General features: G+C 40.4%; 23 protein-coding genes. 10 read left to right on the top strand and 13 right to left on the bottom strand.

Translation table 11 applies throughout. The annotated features are described in order from the left end of the window. The first annotated feature begins 239 nt into the window (after window positions 1-239). Window positions 240-1,682, top strand: a complete 1,443-nt coding sequence (locus tag J8M01_RS18360; protein WP_211058912.1) for a hypothetical protein — start codon at window positions 240-242, stop codon at window positions 1,680-1,682. A gap of 47 nt (window positions 1,683-1,729) precedes the next feature. Here J8M01_RS18360 and J8M01_RS18355 read toward each other — a convergent pair whose 3' ends face one another. Then, the gene (locus J8M01_RS18355; protein WP_211058911.1) at window positions 1,730-2,302 is read right to left on the bottom strand and encodes a hypothetical protein; all 573 of its coding nucleotides are present in this window, start codon (window positions 2,300-2,302) and stop codon (window positions 1,730-1,732) included. A 142-nt stretch (window positions 2,303-2,444) separates the two neighbouring features. Continuing rightward, the gene (locus J8M01_RS18350; RefSeq protein ID WP_211058910.1) at window positions 2,445-3,551 is read right to left on the bottom strand and encodes an MBL fold metallo-hydrolase; all 1,107 of its coding nucleotides are present in this window, start codon (window positions 3,549-3,551) and stop codon (window positions 2,445-2,447) included. Between the two features lie 391 nt (window positions 3,552-3,942). Here J8M01_RS18350 and J8M01_RS18345 point away from each other — a divergent pair, with 391 nt between their 5' ends. Next, the gene (locus tag J8M01_RS18345; RefSeq protein WP_211058909.1) at window positions 3,943-4,686 is read left to right on the top strand and encodes an alpha/beta fold hydrolase; all 744 of its coding nucleotides are present in this window, start codon (window positions 3,943-3,945) and stop codon (window positions 4,684-4,686) included. 51 nt (window positions 4,687-4,737) lie between these two features. Here J8M01_RS18345 and J8M01_RS18340 read toward each other — a convergent pair whose 3' ends face one another. Together J8M01_RS18340 and J8M01_RS18335 are read right to left on the bottom strand one after the other, a co-directional pair. Further along, window positions 4,738-4,956, bottom strand: coding sequence for a hypothetical protein (locus J8M01_RS18340; RefSeq protein ID WP_211058908.1), 219 nt, complete (start codon window positions 4,954-4,956; stop codon window positions 4,738-4,740). Between the two features lie 23 nt (window positions 4,957-4,979). Then, window positions 4,980-5,669, bottom strand: coding sequence for a pirin family protein (locus J8M01_RS18335; RefSeq protein ID WP_211058907.1), 690 nt, complete (start codon window positions 5,667-5,669; stop codon window positions 4,980-4,982). 126 nt (window positions 5,670-5,795) lie between these two features. On the opposite strand from J8M01_RS18335, the gene J8M01_RS18330 reads away from it, so the two are divergent. Then, on the top strand, window positions 5,796-6,698 hold the full coding sequence (locus J8M01_RS18330; protein ID WP_211052553.1) for a LysR family transcriptional regulator: 903 nt from the start codon (window positions 5,796-5,798) through the stop codon (window positions 6,696-6,698). A 16-nt stretch (window positions 6,699-6,714) separates the two neighbouring features. On the opposite strand, the gene J8M01_RS18325 is transcribed toward J8M01_RS18330, so the two are convergent. Then, window positions 6,715-7,428, bottom strand: a complete 714-nt coding sequence (locus tag J8M01_RS18325) for a hypothetical protein (protein ID WP_211052552.1) — start codon at window positions 7,426-7,428, stop codon at window positions 6,715-6,717. A 793-nt stretch (window positions 7,429-8,221) separates the two neighbouring features. Further along, window positions 8,222-8,374, bottom strand: coding sequence for a hypothetical protein (locus J8M01_RS18320; RefSeq protein WP_211058906.1), 153 nt, complete (start codon window positions 8,372-8,374; stop codon window positions 8,222-8,224). A gap of 38 nt (window positions 8,375-8,412) precedes the next feature. Between J8M01_RS18320 and katG the strand changes: the two genes are divergently transcribed. Continuing rightward, a complete protein-coding gene (gene katG, locus J8M01_RS18315) occupies window positions 8,413-10,683 on the top strand; it encodes a catalase/peroxidase HPI (protein ID WP_211058905.1) in 2,271 nt (756 codons plus the stop codon). 87 nt (window positions 10,684-10,770) lie between these two features. Here katG and J8M01_RS18310 read toward each other — a convergent pair whose 3' ends face one another. The 4 genes from J8M01_RS18310 to J8M01_RS18300 all read right to left on the bottom strand — a co-directional run bounded on the left by J8M01_RS18310 (window position 10,771) and on the right by J8M01_RS18300 (window position 15,688). Then, the gene (locus tag J8M01_RS18310) at window positions 10,771-13,008 is read right to left on the bottom strand and encodes a TonB-dependent receptor (protein ID WP_211058904.1); all 2,238 of its coding nucleotides are present in this window, start codon (window positions 13,006-13,008) and stop codon (window positions 10,771-10,773) included. A gap of 622 nt (window positions 13,009-13,630) precedes the next feature. Next, complete coding sequence (locus J8M01_RS18305; RefSeq protein WP_211058903.1) at window positions 13,631-14,197, bottom strand: hypothetical protein; 567 nt, start codon at window positions 14,195-14,197, stop codon at window positions 13,631-13,633. A gap of 893 nt (window positions 14,198-15,090) precedes the next feature. Continuing rightward, window positions 15,091-15,222, bottom strand: a complete 132-nt coding sequence (locus J8M01_RS24250) for a hypothetical protein (RefSeq protein WP_282100536.1) — start codon at window positions 15,220-15,222, stop codon at window positions 15,091-15,093. A gap of 328 nt (window positions 15,223-15,550) precedes the next feature. Further along, window positions 15,551-15,688, bottom strand: coding sequence for a hypothetical protein (locus J8M01_RS18300; RefSeq protein WP_211058902.1), 138 nt, complete (start codon window positions 15,686-15,688; stop codon window positions 15,551-15,553). An 11-nt stretch (window positions 15,689-15,699) separates the two neighbouring features. Here J8M01_RS18300 and J8M01_RS18295 point away from each other — a divergent pair, with 11 nt between their 5' ends. Further along, window positions 15,700-16,395 carry an amino acid racemase gene (locus tag J8M01_RS18295; RefSeq protein ID WP_211058901.1) on the top strand — a complete coding sequence of 232 codons (696 nt, stop codon included), beginning with the start codon at window positions 15,700-15,702 and terminating at the stop codon, window positions 16,393-16,395. A gap of 195 nt (window positions 16,396-16,590) precedes the next feature. On the opposite strand, the gene J8M01_RS18290 is transcribed toward J8M01_RS18295, so the two are convergent. Next, a complete protein-coding gene (locus J8M01_RS18290; protein WP_211058900.1) occupies window positions 16,591-18,585 on the bottom strand; it encodes a methyl-accepting chemotaxis protein in 1,995 nt (664 codons plus the stop codon). 401 nt (window positions 18,586-18,986) lie between these two features. On the opposite strand from J8M01_RS18290, the gene J8M01_RS24020 reads away from it, so the two are divergent. Beyond that, window positions 18,987-19,163 (top strand): biopolymer transporter ExbD, encoded by a 177-nt coding sequence (locus J8M01_RS24020; RefSeq protein WP_247671193.1) that lies wholly within the window; start codon window positions 18,987-18,989, stop codon window positions 19,161-19,163. Continuing rightward, window positions 19,079-19,390: a biopolymer transporter ExbD gene (locus J8M01_RS24015; protein ID WP_348772765.1), complete on the top strand. Its 312-nt coding sequence runs from the start codon at window positions 19,079-19,081 to the stop codon at window positions 19,388-19,390. Before J8M01_RS24020 ends, J8M01_RS24015 begins: the two co-directional genes overlap by 85 nt. A gap of 62 nt (window positions 19,391-19,452) precedes the next feature. Here the strand turns inward: J8M01_RS24015 and J8M01_RS18280 are convergent, their stop codons facing one another. Continuing rightward, window positions 19,453-19,788, bottom strand: a complete 336-nt coding sequence (locus J8M01_RS18280) for a zinc ribbon domain-containing protein YjdM (RefSeq protein WP_211058899.1) — start codon at window positions 19,786-19,788, stop codon at window positions 19,453-19,455. Between the two features lie 273 nt (window positions 19,789-20,061). On the opposite strand from J8M01_RS18280, the gene J8M01_RS18275 reads away from it, so the two are divergent. Further along, on the top strand, window positions 20,062-22,635 hold the full coding sequence (locus tag J8M01_RS18275; protein WP_211058898.1) for a fibrinogen-like YCDxxxxGGGW domain-containing protein: 2,574 nt from the start codon (window positions 20,062-20,064) through the stop codon (window positions 22,633-22,635). Between the two features lie 105 nt (window positions 22,636-22,740). On the opposite strand, the gene J8M01_RS18270 is transcribed toward J8M01_RS18275, so the two are convergent. Beyond that, window positions 22,741-23,232, bottom strand: coding sequence for a hypothetical protein (locus J8M01_RS18270; RefSeq protein ID WP_211058897.1), 492 nt, complete (start codon window positions 23,230-23,232; stop codon window positions 22,741-22,743). A gap of 553 nt (window positions 23,233-23,785) precedes the next feature. Between J8M01_RS18270 and J8M01_RS18265 the strand changes: the two genes are divergently transcribed. Both J8M01_RS18265 and J8M01_RS18260 read left to right on the top strand, forming a co-directional pair. Then, on the top strand, window positions 23,786-24,859 hold the full coding sequence (locus J8M01_RS18265; protein WP_211058896.1) for a type 1 glutamine amidotransferase domain-containing protein: 1,074 nt from the start codon (window positions 23,786-23,788) through the stop codon (window positions 24,857-24,859). 50 nt (window positions 24,860-24,909) lie between these two features. Next, window positions 24,910-26,733: a serine hydrolase domain-containing protein gene (locus J8M01_RS18260; RefSeq protein ID WP_211058895.1), complete on the top strand. Its 1,824-nt coding sequence runs from the start codon at window positions 24,910-24,912 to the stop codon at window positions 26,731-26,733. Window positions 26,734-26,748: the final 15 nt, after the last annotated feature.

Raw genomic sequence — 26,748 nt, 5'->3', positions numbered from 1 at the left:
CACACAAGCTGATTTATTTTAAATAATCAACTCGATTGGCATATCGCTACAAATTCACGTATGTGCTTTGATGATGACTATTTCCTACCCCTTCGGTTCAATCCATTGTCGCAATATCTTACGATAAAAACATATTCATGCTAACTCGCATTCCACTAAGAACTTTTTTGCCAATTGCACGGTCTATTGTTTACCAAGCACTACCTTCTTCTTATTCACTAACGGAATATAAAATATACATGCCACTATGCAAACAACAATGGATGTTAAAGACTTCAGTTTTAAAGCTTATTATTTATAGTTCTTTGCCAATTTTTCCTGCTATTTTTTTACTGGTTGCATATGATTTATTTGAAATCACTTTAATTGCGAAACTGTGCTCTGAGCACCTTTCAGCATTAAGCTTCAGCGCACCCATTACAATCGCGATGACCGGCTTCACTATCGCTTTATCAATTGCAACCAACAATTGGATATGCCGTGTAAAATCAGAAACATCAACATACTCTGATGACAACATGATGGGAGGATTAAACGTCAATGTGATAAGAGCTTTAACTGTGGTGGGCCTATTCACACTCTTCATTTCACTACTACTTTACATGACGACCCCTTTGATATATTCCGTATTAGGGACAACTTCCTCTCCTACATCCGCGGTGGACTTAGCGGTCACCTCGCTCGCTACCGAATATACCAATATACGATTAGTCTCTTGGTTGCCCTTGGTACTCATTTGGCAATGTAATGGCATACTGCGTAGTTTGGGCCATATAAAACCAGCGAGCACAGTACTGACTTTATGGATGCTCAGTAAATTTGCATTAAGCTATATTTTAATTGGTGATGGTACGTGTGCCCAATCTTCAAATAGCGGCATCATGGGTGCGGGATACGGCCATTTAATTTCTGATACCTGTTTTGCGTTTGTGTCATTATTGATAACGTTTCGCATGCTCGGTATCGATAACATCGTTATTCAGAAAATAAAATGGCGTAACACGTTCAGGCAAATATCAATCACAGGGCTAAATGCAACGTTACAGCAATTGTATATGCCTGTGTGTATTGGTGTACTCACCTATTTTGTTGCAAGCATTGCTCACGAAAAACTACCACTTTTGAGCATTGTATTTCGAATTGAAGCACTCGCTTTGCTAACGCCGATGGTATTCACGGCATCACTGCCAGGCATTCTTGCAGCAAACTGGTGGGCCAATGAGTATTCTCGAGTAAAGTCATTTATTATAAATAGCTTTGCGATAGTTTTTATCATTCAAATCGCCATTGCACTGCTTTTATTTGCTAACGCTCAGTCTATCTTCATCGCGCTAAACTTGAGCAACGTGTTAAAAGCAGATCTAGATGCATTTTTACTGTTTGTACCTATTAGCTTAATTGGCGCAGGCTTTGTTATGCTAACGCAGTCTTATTTAAACGCAATAAATCACGCAACCCAAGCAAATGTACTCAGTCTTAGCCATAAAATTCTATTCACACTGCCTCTGGCTATAATTGGATTGTACTACCTCCCACTAACCGGTATGTTTATAGCCATTGCTGTAGCTAATATGATTACTGCGTTTTTTGCCGTCAAACGACTGCGACAATTATCACAGCAAAATCATAGTAAGCGGTTATCTACTCATGCCAAAAGGACACTCATTAACAACCCTCAATAGACTCAGATAATAATCAAACATGAGGTGTTGAGTATGGGCAATCACTGTTAAGCGCGCTCATTTTTGTTGAGCGTCAATGCTGATATGCTCAACTGGGCCTTGCCACCGTCTTTATCTGTTAAACTGGGTACAAAATAAAGCGCATTGATATGTGCCTTTATCATCCCTTTGCCCGTTGACCATTTTGGTGTCCAATCTGGGCGAGAAAAATCAGATAACATGACTGTGTGCGTCGTCTTTTTATCTGCCTTTGGTAAGGTAACCTGATAATGCGCATAGCTTTTATCACCCTGCCCACCATAGTCTTTTTGCGACAATTTAATAATAAGTGCCCTATCACTTTGATAAGTCACGGTGACGCTTTCGTAACCTTCGAGAGAACGCTGCGGAATATCATAAATTAGTTCAACCCACGAGTTATTCGCCTTATCAAGTCTGGGAACTCGCGAAAAACCCATATCAATCTGTCCATCTTTCACCAAGCCTCCTTCAAAAATGGCTCGGCTTCCATGTGAATCTGTTGCATAACGCCAGTCTTTAGCCAGCAACCGATCTGCATCGGTAAAACTAACACAACCGCTTAATGTGATCGCAGCCAAAAATAAGCCCATTCGTAACATAATGACATTCCATACCTTTGAATTTGAATACATATTATATAAGACGCGATCAAATAAATAGTAAAAAGCGCCGCTGTATTTTTCATACAACGGCCGCCAAAACACTGTATAACAAAAACAATTGTGGTTGTTAGACTACACATTAATTAGACGTGTTTAATAACTCAGCGTAATTTACGCCTTCTCCTACTAGCAGTGTTTTTACAATAAAGTGAGGTTTCATATCTTGAACGGCTCTTGCTAAGCGGCGTAACGGTTCATTGACGTGTTCAAATCCTAACGCCCAAGTACCATACCCCCATGGAATAAACACCTTACAACCTAAATCGAGTGCTGCCTGCACCGCATCTTCTGGTGACATATGCATTTTTCTTGCTCCCCGAGGGTATGCAACAATAGGCATTAGGCACACATCTATATCGCCAACTTGTTGCTGTATGTCTTTAAAAATAGGGCTATACCCCGTATCCCCAGCAAAGTAGACTGTGTGTTTACCATCGTTCATTAACCAACTTCCCCATAAGCTTTCATCTGTATCAAACGCGCCATGACTGGACGTATGATTCGCAGGCAAAAAATGAAGGTCGGTATTGTTATGTTTGGTTTGTGTATACCATCCCATTTCAGTAATGGGACCTTGCTGATAGTTGACATCATCAGCGGTATCAAGTGGTAAGTACAAAGCCGTATTGCCATTAAAACGATTCAAAGTTTCACTATTAAGATGATCATAATGATTGTGAGAAACCATGATTGCCGTAACAAAATCTAGTTGATCTGCTTTTATAGGTGCATCGCCCAAGCGGTTTAAGTCATCAATGACTTTACTGCCAACCCAACCATACCCATCAAACTCACCAAAAACAGGATCGGTAACGAATGCATCGCCATTGGTTTTCTGTATCAAAAAGCTTGCATGCCCAAGCCAGGTAATATGACCTGCATTGCGGCTATTTATTTCCGCCGTCGGTGAGAGTAGCTTTTCATAATCAAACCCAAACGTTTTATCAATACCAGAATGCGCAAAACTGATCATGCCCTGTTCGACTGTTTTTTTCTCTGTTGGTAATAAAAAGTCAACATCATCATAAGCATGATGAGGGCCGCGGCCTTGATATGTACCAGGATAAATATTTTGATATTTCTTGCCTGTTCCCGGGAACAATTCATTCTCTATACGGGTGATATTTTGAGAGCAAGCGCTTAAACACAGGGTACTTAAAAGCGTAAGTAAAAGTCTATTTTTCATTGTTATGATACCTTTTCCTAAAACATGCTCTCATTGTACATTTACGGTTTACCTAAATCTTAACCACTTTTTATTATTTGCTAAAAATAGAAAACAAAAAGAAAAAATAAAAATATAACCATAAAAATCAAAACGATAAATTTATTCTCCGGAAAAGTAACGAGCATCATATCAATATTACTTTAACAACAAATACGCTCTCCGCTCCTCATAATGATCTGCCCCAACAACCAAACACATACTCATAGCCAAAGGTCTCCTGTTGAGGTGCCGCAATTAGAATCACCTAATAATTCACCTTAACGCGTTTATTGTCTCACTGAACGAAAATCACTGAAAAAAAAACAAGCTATCGTTAAGTTGGAACAACACTTAAATTAAAAGAACGATTATGAAAAAAAATTATAAAGTACTCAGCGTATTCATATTCCTTGCGAGCTTTTCTACTGTGACACACGCTACAGAGAATGTACTAATCACCTCCGACAACTTTGCTCTAAAAACAGACTATTTCAAACCTAACATTGCCAGCGACCGTGCCGTCTTAATGCTTCATCAATGTAATTACAATCGAAGTATGTATACCAAGATAGGTGAGCAATTGGCACAATTAGGTATTCACGCATTAAGTTTAGATTTTAGAGGATTTGGAGAAAGCGTAAATCATCAATATGATATTGAAAAAGTAAGATCGCAACCAGATGACACTCGACGTTCGGCTTGGTTAACTCTCTCTCAAAATTGGCCTGATGATGTAGCACTGGCATATAATTACCTAAAAAACAAAATTGGTAATCATGGCCGTATCGCGATAATAGGAGCCAGTTGTGGTGGCACCCAAGCAGTGAATTTGGCACAAAGTACACCTATGTCAGCTATCGTGTTTTTTTCATCGGCTCAGAATGAGACTAACATTGCACGATATAAAACCGATTTGGCAAACGTCCCCACCCTAATTATCGCAGCTGAGCAAGATGGAAGAACTTATAGCAGCGCCAAAACGCTGTTTGATAGCGCGATGCATATTAATAGTAAATTAATCAGTTACAAAGGGTCTGAACACGGATATCCCCTCTTAACCAAGGACCCTAATTTGGCGCAACTCATGGTAAGTTGGCTGAACCAACAATTATAATGAAAACATAAGCTTGGTTCATTCTACTGATATAATGAAAATAGCATGCCTTCAGTGTGACTCAACACTGAAGGCCTTCCCTAAAAAGTACATTGCTACAGGGTTCACAACATAAGACATAATAGGTACTATCAATGCAACAATAATACCTACGTGTAATAGTTGATTGTTAGGCAAATAAGGCGCTATCCAATTTGGAATAAAATACACAAGTGGCACTAATGCAATATAATTAATCAAAGCAATAAAAAACCGATTTAAATGTGTCATAGTTATAGCCCTAACCAGTAAACTTATGCCGTTGCCACTGTCACAACCACCACTTCAGTGTCATTATTTGCTTCAATACGAATATTTTCACTGCGTACCAAGCTCCCTTCACTTGCATCATAATACGCACTGCCATCCGTTAATACCGCATCACCTTTACTGACGTAAACCAATACATCGTTGTTCGAAGTGAATACTTCACCGGCTCTTAAACGCACAATGTCTATGATGGTTGAGCTATAAAAGATCTCAGTTTGCGTCTTATCTCCACCATAAATACGCGTTACTCCTTGCTGCACTGTATAATGCTTAAAACCAGCAGGCTCACCGAATTCATCCGGTAATACCCATAACTGCAATAAGCGGTTTTTGGTCATATCAGGGTTCACCTCATTATGCTCAAAACCTTCACCACCAGCACGCTGTACCTGCGCCTCACCGGCGACTAAACTTTGTCCGTGCTCTAACGACCCCTCATGACTAATACGTCCATCCATCATAATGGTGATCACATCAATTTCTTTATGTGGGTGCATGTGCGTTTCACCCATTGGGTTAAATTGAGCATCCGCTAGGTAAACAAAATTACCAATGCCTTCGAATGTATCTGGCGCTTTTCTACCTGCAAACACGCGACTGTCAGTCACTAAACGATGCTCAGTTAAACCGGCAAAGCCACCTAATGGTAATGATTCTCTTGTTAATACTTGCATCTATTTCCCCTTCGTAAAGTCATTTTATCTGGTTGATGTGGTAATAGTACGCTGTCTAATTAGATTGATAAATGCACATTAATTGATATGATATTCTCATAATCAACAACAATTAGATGCTGACTTATGCAATATGATTTAAATGACATGATGGTTTTTTTAGCTGTAGTAGAAGCTGGTAGTTTCACATTAGCAGCAGAACGGTTGGGGATCCCCAAAGCAAATGTCAGCAGAAAAGTATCTCGCTTAGAAAAGCAGTTAGATATTACTTTGCTGGAGCGTTCTACCCGGTCACAGCACTTAACAGAAGCAGGTAAACATTATCTTATACATTGCAAGCGCATACATGAAGAGATTGATTTAGCGAATAGCTCAGTCAGTGAACAGTTACATCGTTATAAAGGTCAGCTAAAGATTGGCACATCGGTCGCGATGGGCCAACAAGTGTTGCGCCCAGCACTTGGCAAGTTTATGCATAAATACCCTGAAATCAACGTGCAGCTCAATTTAGTCAATCGACGAGTCGATTTCATTGAAGAGGGGTTCGACGTTGTAATACGTATTGGTCACTTAGAAGATTCACTGTTAATTGCGAAAAAATTGGGCAGTGTTTCACGTAAACTATTTGCTAGCCCACGTTACCTAACACAGTACGGTAACCCCACCTCTGCTGAGCAACTCATTGAGCATCAACTGCTGATTATGAACCCCGCGAGTAACGGCACAAAGTTAAATTTGAATTCAGAAGATGGCCAGTCAATCACCTTGGCTAACAAGCCGCGTTTACTCGTTGACGATTTTGCGTTGCTTAAACAATCCATAATAGATGGCTTAGGCGTTGCTGTACTACCTGAATATATGTGTGCAAAAGAAGTAAAGGCAGGTAGCTTAATTCAGATCCTGCCCAAGTGGGGAATGCCAAAAGTTGATGTTTATGCACTATACCCTCGTAATCGAGCAAAGTTACCGAAAGTTAGTGCTTTTTTAGCCTTTATTGAAACGCTGTATCATCAAGTACTAAATGAATAAAACCAACTGAGTCACACTAGAAACGGTAGCTCACATAGGCACCAACTCCTTGTTTGTTGGCACTGTCAGCCGTAAAGCCATTCTCTTGCGGGTTAAAGCTCGAGTATTTCAAATACACTCCAGCATCTAAGCTTCTGGAAAGTGCATAATTCATTGACACAGAGGCTTCATGTGCGGTTGATTGAGTCATATCATTTAAACTCCTGAGTGTATAGTCAGCACTCACTACTACATCCTCAAGCACTTGATGCTGCACTCCTAGGTTAAACCGATATTCATCCGCGTTTTTATCGGTATGTTGTACATTCCAAAACACATATTGCGCACCAAATAGTAAGGCAGTATCTTGAGAGTAGACATATTTACCCATAATATCAGCACCGTAGCCCAGCACATCAACATTGCCTTGCCCTAATTTTTCGTACATGCCTTTTAAACCTGCGCCCAGAGTCAGCTCAAGGCCTAAGTCACTATCTCCTCGGTCTAAAAATCGATAACGAGTATGCCCTAAGCCAATTGTCCAATCATCATTTAAGCCATACCGCGCATCAAAACCAACCTCAATACCGTCTTCATCACCGTTTTTACCGTAACCCAAAGCACCAACAACTTGTAATTCACTGTCTTGTACCGTCAATGAACGAGTGACGACATTACGGTCACTCAATTCACTCGCCTGACTTGCACCGATGCATGCCAGCGCAATTAAAAGAGAAAATTTATTTAACATTGTTATGTCCTATTACTTGCTTCAATAACAACGATAATACCGATACAACCTGTAATATTCGTGTATTCAGCTGTAGGAAAGTGTTCGCGAACTGTGAGAAAGTGAAAACTGTTCCGCACAACACCTATCAACACAACAAATCGCCCAACTTGATATATTCGATGCCAATCAACTTAACTTTGTTTTATCTACCTGCACTCAACATAAAACCATGGCCTCTGCGGGTAGAGCCTTATTTGATGTCAGTCGCACCTTAAAAACACAACAGAATGACTCAAGTCGCCTACAAAAATACTTGCAAAAGTTTGGTATTAAGTGGGCTGATATCTCTTAACGAGCCTGACAGATAGATAAAGCTCCCCCCATTCTCCTGCCACCCAGCCTGAGTAAAGTTGACGCATCATCGTCAACTTTTCCTGTCGATCACACAGTCACACAGTCACACAGTCACACAGTCACACAGTCACACAGTCACACAGTCACACAGTCACACAGTCACACAACATACGAATTTAAAACATACTTTAACTGCCATCTAAATGTTATTTTTTTGTGATATTTATGTGATAAATATTATTTAACATCTACCCAACTCTTAGTTTTTATTATTTTAATAAAAATAAAAACATTAAACTCAAATAGTTGGAAAAACATCATGCCTAATTTTCTTCTACATTTACTGAAATGAATAGTAATGGCTAGCAACGCAAAGAATAACAACTAAATAACCTATAAATAACAATTAAGCAAATTGAGTTTTCCGATTGCACTAATCGGTTTAATTCAAAATACATTACACAACATATTCCATATTCTTTTTATGGAACCAAGTTGTGAGAAAACGCACTTCAGCAACAGCAATGAATACGACGGTCGAACAATTATTGTATTCATGTGTATTGGCAACATCACCAATCCATGCTGTGCAATTGATAAAGTCATTCACGAAACGATTACATTCGTTTTAAAACAGGAACTGGGACAATGAAAAAACAGCAAGTATTTTCTAAATCAACTATCGCAATACTCACGGGACTCGCGTTAGCGTCAGGTGTCGCCGTTGCACAATCAGATCAAATAAGTAAACCAAAAGGTGCGCTAGGGAGCGGTATTAGTAAAGACGGCCATGCTAAATCTAATCAATTTTGGTGGCCTGACCAACTCGACTTATCCGCATTGAGAGATCACGATGTGCGGTCAAACCCATTAGGTAGCGACTTTGATTACGCCAAAGCATTTAAGGGCCTTGATTTAGCCAAAGTTAAAAGTGACATAGAAAAGCTGCTCACTACCTCTCAAGACTGGTGGCCAGCTGACTTTGGTAATTACGGACCCTTTTTTATTCGTATGACGTGGCACAGTGCTGGCACCTATCGTACGCTTGATGGCCGAGGTGGGGCTGGTGGTGGGCAACAACGCTTTGACCCACTAAACAGCTGGCCTGATAACGGTAATTTAGACAAAGCAAGACGCTTACTATGGCCTGTAAAACAGAAATACGGAGAAGCATTATCTTGGTCTGATTTAATGGTGTTAGCCGGTAATGTATCTTTAGAAAGTATGGGTTTTGAAACGTATGGCTTTGCTGGTGGACGTGCAGATGACTGGGAACCTGACAGAGTCTATTGGGGTCCTGAAGTTGAAATGCTCGCCAGTGACCGACAACACAAAGATGGAAAACTGCAACGCCCTTTAGGTGCCACTCATATGGGCCTCATTTATGTCAACCCTGAAGGGCCAAAAGGCAAACCTGATCCATTAGGCTCAGCAAAAAATATTCGCCATGCTTTTGCGCGTATGGCCATGAATGATGAAGAAACACTTGCTCTTATTGCTGGTGGCCATACATTCGGAAAAATGCACGGTGCACACAAAGCATCTAAATGCCTTGGAAAAGCGCCTGCCGCAGCGCCGCAAGAACAACAAGGTCTTGGTTGGAAAAATACCTGTGGTAAAGGCCATTCTGAAGATACCGTGACAAGTGGCTTAGAAGGAGCTTGGACCCAGCAACCTACTCGCTGGACATCATTATATTTAAGTAATTTACTGCAATTTGAATGGCAGCAAACGCGCAGCCCAGCAGGTGCAATTCAATGGGTGCCGACAGACAAATCTTTGCATAAAATTGTGCCTGATGCCCATATTAAAGGTAAGTTTAATCCACCCGTAATGACCACTGCCGATTTGGCATTAAAATATGATCCGGCTTATCGCAAAATTGCCGAACGATTTTTAGCTGATCCCAAAGAATATCAACTCGCATTTGCGAAAGCATGGTACAAATTAACACATAGAGATATGGGCCCTACACGCCACTTTTTAGGTAACGAGGTACCTGAAGATATTCATATCTGGCAAGATCCCATCTCAGACAGCACTAAGTCAGAATTGAGATCCAAAGACATTAAACGATTGAAAAAAAGTATCTTAAATTCAGGACTGAGCATATCTGAGCGAGTACGTGTAGCATGGGGTGCAGCCGCCAGTTACCGTGATTCAGATATGCGTGGCGGTGTTAATGGCGCTCGCATCGCCCTTGCACCACAAAAAGGGTGGACTGCCAATAACCCAGCAGAGGTCACCAAGGTCTTAAATGTTCTGAAAGAAATACAAACTTCAGCAAATAAAGGCTTTTTAAAGCGCCGCCATGTGTCATTGGCCGACTTAATCGTACTCTCTGGTGCGACAGCAATTGAAGAAGCCGCTAAAAATGCGGGTACTAATGTGTCTGTCCCCTTTACCGCTGGTCGTGGCGATGCCAGCCAAGCACAAACCGACATCAACTCTTTCAACCTCCTCACTCCACATGCAGATGGCTTTAGAAACTACTTTGATACTGAAAAAAGTCATAAATCGCCTACCGAAATGCTCATTGATAAAGCGGATCAGCTCGACTTATCAGTGCCTGAAATGACCGTTTTAGTGGGGGGGTTGCGTGTTTTAAATGCCAACTACAAAGGCGCTACGCATGGGGTCTTAACAAACAAACCTGAAGTACTTTCTAATGACTTTTTCATCAATTTGCTGGATATGTCTACTCAATGGAAAAAATCATCGCAACCAGGTGTATTTGAAGGTATCAATAGAAAATCCGAACAATCCAAATGGACAGCAACGTCGGTAGATTTGATATTCGGCTCCAATTCAGAACTTCGTGCAATTTCAGAAGTATACGCATTTGATAACTCAAAACAGCGTTTTATTAATGACTTTGTAAAGGCATGGGTCAAAGTGATGAATTTAGATAGGCAGTAAATTCAATACTTGGCGCACCATTAAAAAGCTCGCAGTGAAAACATTCACTGCGAGCTTTTAGTTTAGTGCAACAGGCTTATGTATTATTTAAAAAGTCGCATTATAACGAACACCAAACTCACTGGCGTCATTGCTTTTAATTAATAGAATGTAATCCTCTGTGTTTAAACGCGCATCGTCATAACGTTCATCAAACACGTTGCGTCCATACAGTGAGACTGTCCAATCCGCATTCATTGGCGCATACGAAATATCAAAATTTACTGTGGTACGTGAATCAATTTGCGTCATACGACGGACGTCTGAACTTGGCTCTCCATACATGCTATCACGATAAGATATGTCTAATCGGGTTGTCACTAATGCACTATTATTCAGCTCAAACTCATATGATGGACTGATAGACGCTGTAAGCTCTGGTGTTAAAGGCGCGACAGGTTTTACGCCATTTTGCTCTTCCACATCCACATCCATAAAGCCTAAGCTTGAATGCAAGGTGAAATTATCTGTGATTAAATACGTACTTTCAAATTCAATACCACGACTTGTTTGTTCAACGACTAAGTTATTTGTATCAAAGCCCGTATCAGTTACCACACTCACTTGATACGGCAAATCATCATATTCAGTATTGAAAAAAGCCACGCTCATACTAAAGTCATTCGTTAACTGGCCTTTAAAACCTGTTTCATAGTTAATAGCACTGATATTTTCACTGGCTATAAATGCATTGTTAGCACGTACAATTGCTCCAGCTTCTGGGTTATCAAACCCGCCAGCCCCGAAGAATTGATTAATCAAGAAGTAAGGACGTGCTGGATATTGGCCAGATTGATAACCCGTTTGCACCGTTGCATACCAGTTTAAGCCATTTTCAAAGGTGTAGTTACTTGCCACTTCCCATGACACGTCATCCCACTCTCTGTGGGAATAAATAGTCCCTACAGGGTCAAATACATTGGTAGATGCAGATTTTTCATCTTCGGTGTAACGCACACCACCGGATAAACGTAAATCATCGGTGGCATCGTAGCCTACATTTACAAACACTGCGCGGCTTGTCGTTTCTTGGTCAAGCTCTAACTTCGTTGGCCCGCCATCAAAGCTTGCCTCAGAGGCACTCTGACGATTGCTACCTTCTTCGTTAAACCAATATAATCCGGTCACAAAGTCAACATTGCCTAAGTATCCAGTAAACTGTAGTTCAACAGAAGTTTGATCGGCAGTACCTCGTTCTGGGTAATGATCCAAGGCAAGCTGTGTCCCATCATCATCCAAACCGGCTTTATATTCAGAAGAGCGTTTACTAAAGATAAATTTAGTACCCAAATCTTCGTTGATATCATAATCGAGGGTTAACGATAAACCATTTGCATTATTAGACACTGTCGATGTTTCAATTGTACCTGTTGCGTTGTCGTACGGGTCTGCTGCAACATCGGAATTACGCAGCCCGTTTTGGTACAAGCGGCCATTCGGCATTTCATCTATCAATGTTGTATATGGGCGCGTGCCCCCTTCACCATCATTTGCGTCTGCGGTAAACACCACGCGTAAATCATCACTGGCATTATATTTTAATGAAAAACGGCCATGAAACTCTTGGTTCTCGCCAACATCAAATTCTGCATTTGGTAGGTTAGTGAACTCACCAAGCCCGCCGCGGCGATTAAAACCAAGGTTGAAGTTAAAAGCGAGGTCATCATTCACTGCTTGGTTGGTGAATATGCTCCCCTTCAAACGGCCACGCGTACCAACTTCAGCACTGACCTTAGTAACCGCGTCTTGATCTGGCTGTTTGGTGATAATGTTAATTGCCCCACCAATTGAGTTACGACCATACAAAGTACCTTGTGGGCCACGCAATACTTCGATGCGCTCAATGTTTGCTAGGTTCCAGTTTTGACCAACTTGGCGACCAAGATATACCCCATCAACGTAAACACTGACACCTGGGTCTGTCGTGATCAAATGGTCCTGAAGACCAATACCGCGAATAAAGGGGTTTGCCGATGAGTTATGGCCCGCTGAAAAACCGGTGATATTCAAGTTTGGAACAAATTTACCCACATCAGTAATATCTGAAATACCCTGTGATGCTAATTCATCACCAGAAAAAGCGCTCATAGCAATTGGTACTTCGTAAATAACCTGCGAACGCTTAGTTGCAGTTACTGTTATCGCTTCGATTTTTGATTCTTTTTTGGCTTCTACTTCTTCGGCCAAAGCGGGTGTGATAGACAAGCTAGCCAATGCAAACGCCGTTGCAGCAGCGATAGGATTTAAGTGACAAACCCCTTTAATCGACTTATTCGTGATGGTCATACTTGCTCCTCATTAGAAACGGTTAATTTTTAATCTCGTGTGTTTTGGTTTCTCGCAAAGGCGCGCCAACCAAAGCGAAAGCAGCGACGCATACATGATCATCTTTATAAAATACACGCGCACGAAAACGCCATCTACTAATGAGATTGCAATAATAAACGTGAGAAAATAAAGACGAAAAGTATAGCAAAAATCTGCTATTCGGTTGGGCAGACATTTTACCCTTCCTTGCCTAATAAAAGCAATGGATTTTTTATAAAAGTAGCGCAAAATCACATTAGCTTGAATAGAAAAACCAACTTTTATCCATTCAGTGAAATTATAAATCATATTTATTGGCTGTTCGATGGTAAGTATTTAACTGACTTTTTATAAGTGTAAGCGAAAGCACTGCTATGATGTGCATTTAGCATGGAACAAAGAAGATCATATTTCTCTAATATAATCTCTTCAATCTAGCAACTGCCAAAACATAACTTAAAAAGTTGAACTGCCACAGCACCATTGAATATTTATGTATTAACCCACACAAAAATGTTAAATAAAGGTAAAAGCCAGCTTAATGAAAAGCCAGCTTTTTTAAATAAAATTAATTCACTTTAAGAAACTGAATTGTCCTATATTAGCAACTAGAAACACCTTCACGACATGGATCACTTTGAGGGTTCACCCAAATCGTTTTTGTTTGTGAATCTGTATAACCGCTATTATCCGTCACTTCATATTTAACAGTGAAGCGTGTTGCAGTACGTACTTTAATTGGACTGATTGACGAACCTTTATATGCACCATTCAACCAAAATTTTTCAGAAACAATGCTACCATCACGGTCACTACCACTTCCAGAAACACGCAACGCAGCTTCATATGCAGTGCCATCATGTAGAGCTCTCAACGTCAAGTTTGCTTTAGGTGTATAATCACATTGTGTACTTGTTACGGTTTGTTTTCCATAATAACGCAACGATGTAGTACAACTTTGTCCATGACTGTGTAACCTAATAAAGCTAGTCGTTGATGGTGTAACATATTGTCGGATATCTGTGCCTGACTGAGTTGTACAGCTAGCGACATAACCGCCATACACACTAACGTTATGGGTCTCACTACGACAATTAACAGGGTCATCACCCGCATATGCTAGACTGCTTAGAACTGTAGAACCAATCAAAAATATTGCTTTTTTCATTTTTTAACACCCTTGTAAGTATTTAATATTAATGCACTCCTTGCGCTCAAGATGTTTAATCACCGTTATTAGCTAATCTATATTTAATTCATACATACCAAGGCTTGTATAGGTAATCAGCATACGTAAATACCTATATGATATTACATAAAGAAATATTTGAATGCTCGAAATACCAACTGGCTCTACAAAAGTACATGCATAGAGTGATGATAAAAATATGCACATATAACATGACCAAAATTAAGATCAGATTTTAGAAATAGCTCAGTTCAAATATACACATGGAGAAAACATCATTAATAGAAATAAAAATGACCTCTCATGTACTATTCAAGGTATTAAATATATAAAAATTTAAATCAACTAAAATTGTGTTTTTATAAACACCTAAAGGCAACGAGGCAAACATTAACAATCAAACAAAATTAAATCAAGCAATTTTTAATTACATCTATTTAATTCGTATAAGCAACACCAAACAACTCCATTCAAATATTGCACAGATATAGAAAAGTTAAATTTCAAATATAAAAACATCTCACTCGTGAGTTAAAAATGAAATACCCAGCGCCCTAGATTAAATAACCCTCCTATTTTTAATAGGTAAAAAATACGTTCCATAAACTTACCATCAACAAACAAAGACAACATATAGAAGCCACGATACAAAAACAAGTAAATAATAAACGCTATTCTAGGGAGTATTCCAATTAATAATTGCAATAATATAAATTATTATCTATCGTGTAACACTGTTACTAATGGCGTTTCTAACATACTTCTCACTACAAATACGCCCCTATGTAACATACCTTTCTCACCAGACTAAAACACAAGCAATTAATAAAAAAACAAAAAACCTCACTTTTGTAACGCGTATCATCTATGGCTTACAAAGAAGACTGCACTTGTCGACGAACTTCTTCAACAAATAGTCGCATACTTTCACTATATAACCTCAGCTCTGGGTAAGCGAATTTGCCCAATAAAGCTATTTTTCTCACTCTCAGCGTTGCTTTCATTTGTAATAGCCCGCTATTACTGCATAAAAGCGCCTTGATATTGAACAAAATATCCTCATTGGATTGTACGTAAGTTTATTTTCAAAACATTTTCTATTCCAAAACCCTTATCCAAACCTGAGGTTATATAACAATATCTGTGTCTGCTCCTCACGTGATGTAACACTATCACTTATTATCAAAGCATGAAAAATAACAACCAATCGCTTTTCAATGCAACAAACATGTAAACACATATCGACATCGGTGACATACCAAATAAAGAACAACAACGTAGATATCATTAGATATTTAAGACACTATAAAATAGCCCTTATCACGCATTATTTTAGCACGGCATAAAACGGACAATCACCATGCTACTTTCTACTAGCTTAGTTTCTTCCAGCTCACTCGGTGTAATACGCGTGTAATAGATTTCAACAGCACAGTTTATGAAAATAGCGTCAATTTCAGAATTAATCACAAGTATATACTATGAATACGATTGGCATCATTGGTGGTACAGGCCCAAGCGCCACCGCACAATTTTATCTCGATTTACAAAGGCACTTTACGGGTACCAAGTATCGCCCTAACATTTTAATCAATAGTATCGCAGTGCCCCATGTATTGGAGCACGGTATACTACTTAACAGTGCCAGTGTTGAACCCTACAAAGACATACTCGTGAATGCAGCCATCAACCTCGAAAAAAGCGGTGCAACTTTCTTGGTGCTGCCTTGTAATACGCTTTCTTACTTTATCGACGATATAAAACGTGCCGTAAATATACCAGTGCTCAACATCATTAATTTGGCGATAAAAGCACTGGCACATAGCCAAATCACCAAAGTAGGATTACTCGCAACATCACAAACCCTAAATTATGGCCTATACACAAAAGCTGCCCGTTCTTATGATATTGAGCTTATACTTCCAAATTCGAGTCACCAGCACGATCTGGATAAGTTGATTCTTTCCCAAGTCAGTTATGCGCCCACTTTAACAACGACACATACACCGGAATTACTTATTGAAATTACCAAAGATCTTGCACAACACGGCGCACAAAATATTGTTTTAGGCTGTACTGATTTACCTCGACCGGCTAATTTGCCACTCATTGATCCTCTGTTATTACTGGCTCAGGAAAGTATTAAACTCCTTTCGAAACAATCTTTAAGAATATAACAAACAAGACTTAGGCAAACGCTGCTCAGTAATCGGTGCTCTATTTTTTGGCTCAGGTGCACCAAAGCCAAAAACCCGCACTCTATCGATAAAACTTCTAGTCTCACCAGTGACGCCTGTGACAATCACTCATAATGCCAGATGATTTTTACAGTAATGTTTTACAACATTAAATACGGACTACCTTCTCTTTTTTTAGTCATTATTTACATTTTGCACCGTGTATTGTTCAATTAAATTATCCATATTCTTAGCCGAATCAGCAATACGTTGTGCCGCTAAGGCTATGTGTTCTGCGCCGGTCACATTCTCTGCCGACTTGTTAAATATGACTGCAATATGCTCACTCACATCGCCAATCGCTTCGCTTTGTTGCTGTGTGCTGATTGAAACAGATTCTGTGACCTTTTCAACTTGTTGCGCCTGAGTCACTATTTTATTCAGTGCACTCTTAATTTCATTGGCTCGTTCTGCCGCTTCAATCGCATTTTCCTTCCCCTTTATAATGACCTTTGCTGCCTCTTCTGAGCTTGCTTGCAACTGTGAAACCAACGACGATATTTCTTCTGTTGATTTTTGTGTTCGACTCGCCAAGCTTCTTACTTCATCTGCAACAACCGCAAACCCTCGGCCTTGCTCTCCAGCTCTAGCGGCCTCTATTGCAGCATTCAATGCTAACAAATTCGTTTGTTCCGCAATACTGCTGATCATTTCAACCATACTTGAAATACTGCCAACACGCTCATTTAACGCATCAACTGCAACTGCTGATTTGGCCATATCATCTGATGCATGCTGAATCACAATAACAGCGTCACTCACTATTTTTTGACCATGAATCGACTCATTTGCTACAACTCGGGCAGCGTCTGAATTCTCATTCATTGAATGTGCTATCATTTGAATACTACTGCTCATTTGCTCAGATGCCGCAGCTATGGTTTTTATCCCATTTTGCTGCTCAACTAAATTATCTTGGCTTTGTGCTATCGCTGTCGATGTTGCCTGTGTCGCGCTTGCAATCTCTGTAGCTACTTGTCCAAACTCCATCAGGTCACTACCAAACTGCATCGTTAATTGGTTAATATTTTCAGCCGACTTCCCCAATTCATCAAAGCTGGTGACTTCTATTTCGTGCGCTAAGTCTTTTTTATAAATCGCAATTTCAATACCACTGGCTATCTTCTGTGATTGACTAAAGCGCATCCGAATCGCCGTAAATAACGCAAAGGTGATCAGTAAACCTAAAACAAAAACTATTATTTCAACGACTAACACAAAAACTGTTGCTTCGTATATCTCTTTTGCGGTCTCATCAACCAGAGCCAACGCTTGCTCTTCGGCCTCTTTCAACACATTAATACGCTTTGTTGCGGCCTTAAACCACTGCTCAGAGTCAACGCCAAAGTTACTTTCTTTGCTTTCAATTTGTAGCCGATATGCATCCACTGCTGTATTTTCATTGGAAGATAATACCTGTTCAAATATCCCTTTCATTACCTCTGGTGAGGCTTCAAGCGCTTCATTTAGATATACCTCCTGCTTAGTACGTAATTGTATATATTTTGCTTTTAATGCATAACTGAGTTTGTCAGTGCTAAATACATTGGCTAAAACTGCCCGTTCAATGCCAGCTGATTCTTTCGCACTAGAAAAGTTATAGATAGCAAAAAGTTCAGCCGCGATAATATGCTCATTGCTTAAACGCGAGGCAGTGATCACGATATGCAAACCTTTCTCATTAATGCCCGTATAATATTTCAACATTTCGGGGAGCGGCATTGCTTGTGCATCGACTTTGCCTCTTACCCGATCGAGTTTTTCAAAATGTCGTAAAAACTCACGCAACTCTCTTTGCATCGTTGCGCTCAGCTGCCACTTAGCTTGTTTTGCACGCAATTCTTTTATAACGCGATCTACTGCCGCTCTTTGTTGAGATAAATTAGTCTTAAACTTACGCCCTTTCGAGGCAATAAGCCCCACAGATAAGCCCCGTTCTTTTTGGCTTTCATGTACCACGCCTAATACTGCATGACTCAAAAATGCATTATATTCTGCTTCATGTGCATCATTCATTCGCTTCAATGACATTGAAACATCATAAAAGACAACAGCAGCCAGCAGAATACAAGGTAATAAAGCAACAAAGGTTAAATGACTAGAAATATACTTAGATATCGCTCGGAGCATGACACATCTCAATAAAGTATTCGCAGCTATGTCTACGATTTAACCTATAGGATAGATCACTATTTCATAGTGAGGCGTTCAATAAGCGCATGCAAGTTATCAATCACGCCGCCGACCGACCATGCCAAAAAACACAAGTACAATATAAACAACAACTTAAATCATATCATCAAAGTTAATTGACACAGTAGCATCTGCTTATTCCAAGCAGTTTAGATGATGAATTTTGAGGAAAAACGAAACCTAACAAATTCATCGTATCTATCCCTTTCGCAGTACCCGACACCTAAATCGTTCAAAATAAAGACAACTTTGTAAGAGAATATGAATATTAACAATGCGTTTCCAAAATAAAAACAACCATATTCTAAGCTCACTATGAACCACTCAGGAGAAATAATATGCATAAAACAAGAAGCGCTTATCAACAAATGAATGCGACTGTAGATATGAACCCTATGCTAGATATTGTGTTCATTTTATTGATTTTTTTATTGTCACTGCCAGCTTTAACCGCGACACGGTACTTGATATTGAGCGAACAAAAAACAGTGTCAGTACCATTGAGCCCAAACTAACACCCCAATTTACGATTAACAGCAAAAACCAAATATTTCTTAATCAAAGGCTGATAGAAATAACAGCCGTTAATGTCAACATCGCCCGCTTAGCGGCTGTTGGGAATATAAATTCCATCAGTCTGCGCGCCCATCCAAATAGCCAACACAACACATTGGTATCGGTGCTCAATGCCATCAAAGCACAAACATCAGCACCGGTTTCTATTGGCGAAATACTGAATTAAAGACCTATGAGAGGGAGCTCAAACAGCTGGCTTATTATCACGGCTTAAACCCTTCATTGCGTTTAAGCTTTTTTCACAAACTTTGCCGTGATCATCATTTCACCCACACCATCCACTTTACAGTCTAGTTGATGATCTTTGGCATCTTTAATTCGCCTAATAAGCGCTTTAGTGCCAATTTTGATAATCTGAGAACTCGCTTTTATTTTAAGGTCTTTGATTACCGTCACTTTATCACCATCAACCAACATCGTTCCATTGGCATCTTCTGCGGTTATTGTTTCCTCAGCCCGCTTTTCTTCAGGGTTCCACTCATAGGCACATTCCGGGCAAACTAAATTAGATTGATCTTGATATACATACTCAGATGCACAGCTAGGACAAACAGGTAACGACATACACTATCACTATTGTAAGAAATTTAATGTTATTTTAATCAGTTTTTACCGCCTAAGCGAGTAACAATTGCGCGCAATTCGTTAATCAAGCGAATTGCTTGTTCCACGGCTTTATTAAATAAAACAGACCTTTCATTATAATATATAGCCGCTCTACCTTTATTTTCCTATATACGGGCAGCTAGAATAAACCATACTTTTTCACACTATCTATCATGCCCTTTTTCAATATAATTCTATTGATTTTACACGCTAATAAGGGAACAAATAGTTATGAAAAAAAACGTCGTCGCAAATTGGATTGCAATTGCGCTTAGCACGGTATCTACTGGTATATATGCACAAGAGTTAATAAACAACGGTAGTTTTGATGGCAATACATTAACCGAAAACTCACAAAGCCATACTGCTGACAACTGGCAGTTTTCATCATCAAATGGGGCCGGCATTTTCAACCCCACAGCCAGCCAATACGAGAATCATGCGCTGTTACATAACATCGCTTTTGCATCAGCAGGCGCAAGCATTTCACAAGATCTTGGTCAACCGCTTGATTTAGAGCAACAATATACCATTCATGTAAAAGTAGGTTGGCGTCATGATAATGATGCTTATCACTATAAATTGGGGCTGCGTATTAACGACCAGTTTATCGATATGACCCCCTCAACTGAGCTTATCAAAGGCAATTTTGTTCAAGTTTCAGCGCAATTTTCACCCAACGCGGGCCATCAAGCACTTATTGATTCAGGCGCCACCATCATTCTAGAGCTGCAGAACTCTGATACGCAACTTAGCATCATTGACTTTGATGATGTCTCCGTTCATGTCGCACCAAAACAGCGCGACAGTGACAACGATGGTATGAGTGATATTTGGGAAATCCAATACGGTTTAAATCCGACTGATGCCAATGATGCACTGTTAGACTTAGACAACGACAACGCCGCTAACTTAAATGAATTTTTAGCTGCCACTGACCCTAACGACCCGACGAGTACCCCCAACCTATTCCCTCATTACTTCAATTCTAATGTTGAAGTAGCAGGCGCAATAAGACTTATTCCGAGTGCATCAGAGCCTATTAACTGTACTTCTATTCATGAAGGCTCTATTTATTACAGCAAATTAGAGCGTAAAGTTTTTATTTGTGACGGCAACCTCTGGACTGAGTTTAAAGGGGCTCAAGGTGAACAAGGCATTCAAGGTGTGCAGGGAATACAAGGCACTCAAGGAGTCCAAGGCATTCAAGGAGAAACCGGAGATATAGGCCCAATCGGCATACCCGGCATTCAAGGAATACAGGGGGTTCAAGGAATACAGGGGATTCAAGGCGTGCCCGGGACAACTCACTGGAACGATGGCGCAAATACCGTCTCTACCAACGTTAAAGTAGGCGTAGGTACAACCTCTCCCAGTGCGGCCTTAGAAGTCATTGGCAACGCTATCGCTGATACACCAACCTTGCCAAACCACCTTGTTACCAAACAATATGTCGATGCTGTTAATACCGACTTACTGACTAAATACAACGCATTGTTAGCACAGCTAACGACCTTAAATAAACAAGTTTTCCCAAGTGATGGCATTAGCTGTGCGAGTGTTTTAGCCCAAAACCCGAACGCGCCAAGTAACATTTACTTAATTGATGCCGATGGTCCTGGTGGCGAAGCAGCTCAGCAATACTTTTGCGATATGCAAAATGTCGATGCTTCACGACCCACACTGCCAGGGCAAACCACTGGCGAAGGTGATAACATTGCTTTAGTACATACCAATGCATTATTACCCAACAGCTATAGAGCCAGTGGCACAGTCAACGCTTTCAGCCCAGCTGGCGCGTTTGATGGACACCTTTATTACACCGACCCCAATGCCAAAATCAATCTCCATGCAGGTAACCTTATTACCCATGGTATTTGGCTCGGCCCAACCCCCTCTGACGAATGGCTACAGGTCAACTTTGGCAAAAAAACCGTTATTACAGGGTTTAAAACTCAGGTTACCACGCATTTTGCTGAGTCGAGCCCAAGAACCCCCAAAGACGTTATTTTTCAAGTTTCAGACGATGGCGTGAACTTTGTCGACCATGAACACATTACCATGGAAAAAGGCACCGCTAATGTGACATTAAACCGTGCGGCATTCGGTAAGTATTTCAGGTTACTGACCTTAACAACACACGGCTCCACAGACTATACCCAAATTGATGAAATGGAGTATTACGGCTTTTTTGTTGAAGAGCACACCACGCCGCCAGTCAGCCAAGGTACAACGTGTCAATCAATACAAGCCAATAATAGCAGTGCCGCTTCGGGGTATTTTCACATGGACCCTGACGGTGCTGGCGGGCTGCCGGCATTTACCACTTACTGTGACATGGATTTAAAAGGCGGTGGCTGGACTTTGGTTGGGATTAGGTACGTACCAGGAAAAGCATATGACCATATCAATGACTTTGACGTGTTGTTTACTGAAACATCGAATATAACCTCGTTTGATGACAACTACCATTTAGGGGATGCTCAGTGGCAATACCTGAAAAACAACAGCCAAGAACTGCTGTTAAGCATGAACGATGTGGGGATTTATGCCTTGGCGGATATCAGTACCCTTAAAAATGCCAATTGTATTCCTTTGGCAGACACACTCGGCCGACTGCCCAATAAAGCCGGTGAACATCAATTTCGCTTATTTTGGCACGAAACGTCAGGGTGCAGCGGCGTTGGCACTGATTATTCAATGCTCAATTACCACAACATTTATAACTACACGGGTGACGTGTATAAAGACACCAACATAACCACCTATGTTGTTGAGAACACGACATATATTTATGTTCGATAACACTTAATTAAGTCAAAGTCAAAAAGTAAATCACACTACTTTTTGGCTTTTTATCAATAATTTAAATCACCAACAGCAATACATATGCTGTGCACCTTACTCTATTTAAGGTGCAAGGTAACACACATATTGACCCACTAAGCTGCCAGGCTGACCTGTATAAGTTATTTGACATTGATATGAAAAGCGCTCAAGAAAGGTATCAATGCTATCTCTAATTTCTCGGTCCTCTCCCCAGCCACTGCTGTAGTCAAACGACACATCGATTGAGTCATTATCATAGTGAACAAAACGAACATTGTTCTGTATTTCACACGATGATTCAGTAACTTTACACATTAATATAGGCTTAACCTGATCGCCGATTCGCTTGGTTGTAACGATACGATACACCGGCGTATTCGTCGGGCGTTGGTTTGGTGTTAAATTTGCCAATGACTGCGCATACTTCACCAATTCAGTGATCGCAGATGACTCGGCTTTGGTTTGCTTGCCAACAAAATTAATGTGTCGTTCTAGCGACTCTTTTACATCTTCCTTTTTATTGCCTTTACCAACTTGGACTACAACTATCCACTGGTTCCAAACATGGGTCATCACTGTCCCACACATATTCGTACAAGCCACCATGCTTTAGTGTACTGAAAAAATCGTACAACACTCTTTCGGTAAACGCCGCTGAAGAACAGCTGTGCTCTGCTACACATTCAACATAAAAGGCCACCGCTGTGGTATCGGTATAACTGCCTTCAAAACCGATATTAACCTCATAGCCTTGAGATTGAAAAAACAGTCCTTTTTTTCAAGTGCAGCCAAGCCCGTTGCGCTATACAGTAGCGCGATAAATAACATCATTGTTTTCATTTAATCAGTCCTTGTTAATTTAAACGCAGACCAACCGCCAGCGAGTAAACATTAACAAAAAAAAACAAAAAAAACGACATGAGTTAACATACTATGGCACGACCCCCAAACTATATGGCTTCGCATAATTTGCTGTAACCAACCTCAATGCGGTGCTTTGTCACTTTTAAGTCATCGACGCGATATTTATCACCCAAAATTTATTTCCCCTATAAAAGCGAACTTCACACAAATTTCACACCGCCTTATTTATGCTCGTTGCCACATTATTAATTGGGTTACTGTTATGCTGAAAAAAATTATCTTTACACTCGTCATACTTGCACTTTTAGTGGTTGGACTCGGTTATGGCGCCAAAGGCTGGGTTAAAAGCTTATTGCCTGAAAAAGCCCACTTTCTAGCCTTAAAAGAATCTAAAATGAGTGACTTCCCCTACTTAACTGACGATATTCCCGCACCCAGAGGGAAAATCCTCGCGGTGGTCACAAGCGTTGATAAAATGACCGAAGATAAAGAAACAGGCTATGAGCATACCGAACTTGCTCGTGCTTATTGGGTCTTTATTGCCAATGGCTTTACGGTTGATATTGCCAGCCCAAAAGGCGGCAAACCACCTGTTGTCATCGATGGCGAAGATATGGGCGCATATGACTATGCGTTTTTAAATAATGAAACCATTCAACAACAAGTCGCCAACTCCATCCCGTTAGCAAACATCAACCCAGATGAATATGAAGCTGTGTACTTCGTCGGCGGCAAAGGCACCATGTTTGACTTCCCAAACAACCCCCATATACAAAATATTGCAAAAACCTTATACCAAAATAATAAAGTCGTCAGTGCGGTATGTCATGGCCCTGCGGCACTCGTGAACGTGCGGCTCGACAACGGTGACATGCTACTGAGTAATAAAAATGTCAGTGCTTTCACCAATGAAGAAGAGCTGTTCCTCATTCCTGATGCAAAGCAAATCTTTCCATTTTTACTACAAGACAAACTCATCGCACAAGGCGCGCAATTTCAAGCAGGTACAACCTACTTAGAAAAAGTAACTCAAGATGGTAAACTCATTACCGGCCAGAACCCGTGGTCAGTTTGGACGCTCGCGGAAAAAGTAATTGCAGAGCTAGGATATGAACCCAAAACCAGACAACGGACCCCTGAAGAGTATGCAGTTGCATTGCTATTAACCTATGACGAACATGGCTTTGAAGCAGCAAAACAAGCACTAAAACAACAGCCTCAGGCATACCAACGCATTCTGATTGTAATGCACGGCGTCCTTGCATTCATGCAATTAGATATAAGCAAAGGCATTGATATCTTCAGCTTGGCTAATCAGCTTAAACAATTAAATTAAAAAAATAAGCGGTGGTAATTTGTTATACACCGCAAAAGACTAGGACTTTCATGCACATTAAACCTCTATTACACACTGCGATGCTCTGCCTAGCAATACTGATAATGAATATCGTCCACGCTACTGAAATTGAACAGCTTGAAAAACACATTGAACGCGTGCTTAGCGAAGAGCAATTAGCCGGTATAACCTGGTCGGTTATTGACGGTAATCAAAGTTATGTTGGTAGCACGGGGCAAGCCAATATTGCAACACAATTACCCATGATAAACGCACAAAAGATGCACGTTGGGTCTGTCTCAAAAACGGTGCTTGCGATGGGAGTTCTACGTTTAATATCAACAGGTGCAATAACATTAGAGTCAGAAGTCACGCCCTATTTATCTAAGCTGCAATTAAATAACCCATGGTCAGCCAATACCCCTATTCGCGTTAAACACTTGCTTGAACATACAGCTGGCTTAGATAACATCAAAATGCGGCAATTTTTAAGTACCACCCCAACACCGGATATGCCGCTGGAAGCTGCTTTTTCTAAAAATCAGCACGACTTACTAACCATAAGAACTCAGCCAGGCACTCAGTATTCATACTCAAATATGGGCTATGCGCTGCTTGCTATGATTATTGAAGCGGTGACACAACAGCGCTATGAAGCTTATTTAGATAGTCGCTTATTGCACCCCTTAGATATGCATGACAGCACCTTCGAATTTATTAGTCAAAGTGGACCACGCAAAGACCCATTATTAGCCATGGGTTATCATGAAAACGCAGTGATGCAAAAAGCGGTACCTATGTACTTAAGAGCCGCGGGTCAATTCACGACTACCGCCCCTGATATGACTAAATTTATGGCATTTATTTTAAGCAACGGACAGCTCAAGGGTGAAGCATTTATTCAGGCAGATTTAATGGCACTACTTGCCATTGCCGATAACACGGATGCTAAAAAAGCAGGGTTACCCATGGGCCACGGGCTCGCCTTCGCCACGCGCGATAGGCATGATGCAGTGGGCATGTGCCACCCCGGTGGAACCTTTGGATTTAAAGCTTATATTTGTCTTTATCCCAATGAGAAAAAAGGGTTTTTCTATTCGATTAACACCGACAGCGAAACCGCCAACACTGAACAGTTCAACGCTTTGTTTATACAATACTTGAAACTTAAATCGGCCAAATTACCAGAGCCAAAACCTGAGCTGCAACACAATAGCGATGTTGACGGCTTCTATATTTTAGCACCTAATAATATGGCTGAATTTGCATTTATCGATAAGCTGTTTAATTTTATTTGGGTTACTGCTTCTGAACAACATATGGTGATCAACTCATTGCAAAGCTCGCCAATACGCTTAAGTTATATTGGTAATAATTTATATCAACAAGCAGGCAGAACCCAAGCATCACACGTTGTTTATGCTAAGAATGACGATGAGTTATTCATGAGTAATGGCTTAAAAACATTTAAAAAAGTGCCTGTAACAACCCTTTTACCTTATTGGGTAAGCATGGTTGTTGGGATATTTGGGTTGCTATTGTTTATTATTATTGGCTGCGTAAAGCTGTTTATGTCACATCCGCTAAAAAGGACTCATCTGGCGTTTATCAATGTATTACTGTTTTCAATCCCCGTGTATTTTTACCTCAACCAATCATTTTTAGAGTTTGGTATGCTCAATATTGCCAGTATGTCACTGATCCTTGTATCAACCATTCTACCCATCACGTTGGGCTATAGTGTATTTCATCAGTTTGCAAAAATTAGACAAAACCGCTGGGAAGTAATTGAATTAATTGCCATCATCAGTGCATTACAATTTTGCCTGATAGTTATTTGGTGGGAACAATATCCGCTAATATTTTGGCGCTAGGCAGCATATTGCGAG

The sequence above is a fragment of the Pseudoalteromonas sp. MMG005 genome (genome assembly GCF_018101015.1).
GTDB lineage: Bacteria > Pseudomonadota > Gammaproteobacteria > Enterobacterales > Alteromonadaceae > Pseudoalteromonas > Pseudoalteromonas aurantia.
The sequence above is the reverse complement of the archived record's forward strand: the minus strand, read 5'-3'. Positions and strand labels throughout refer to the sequence as shown.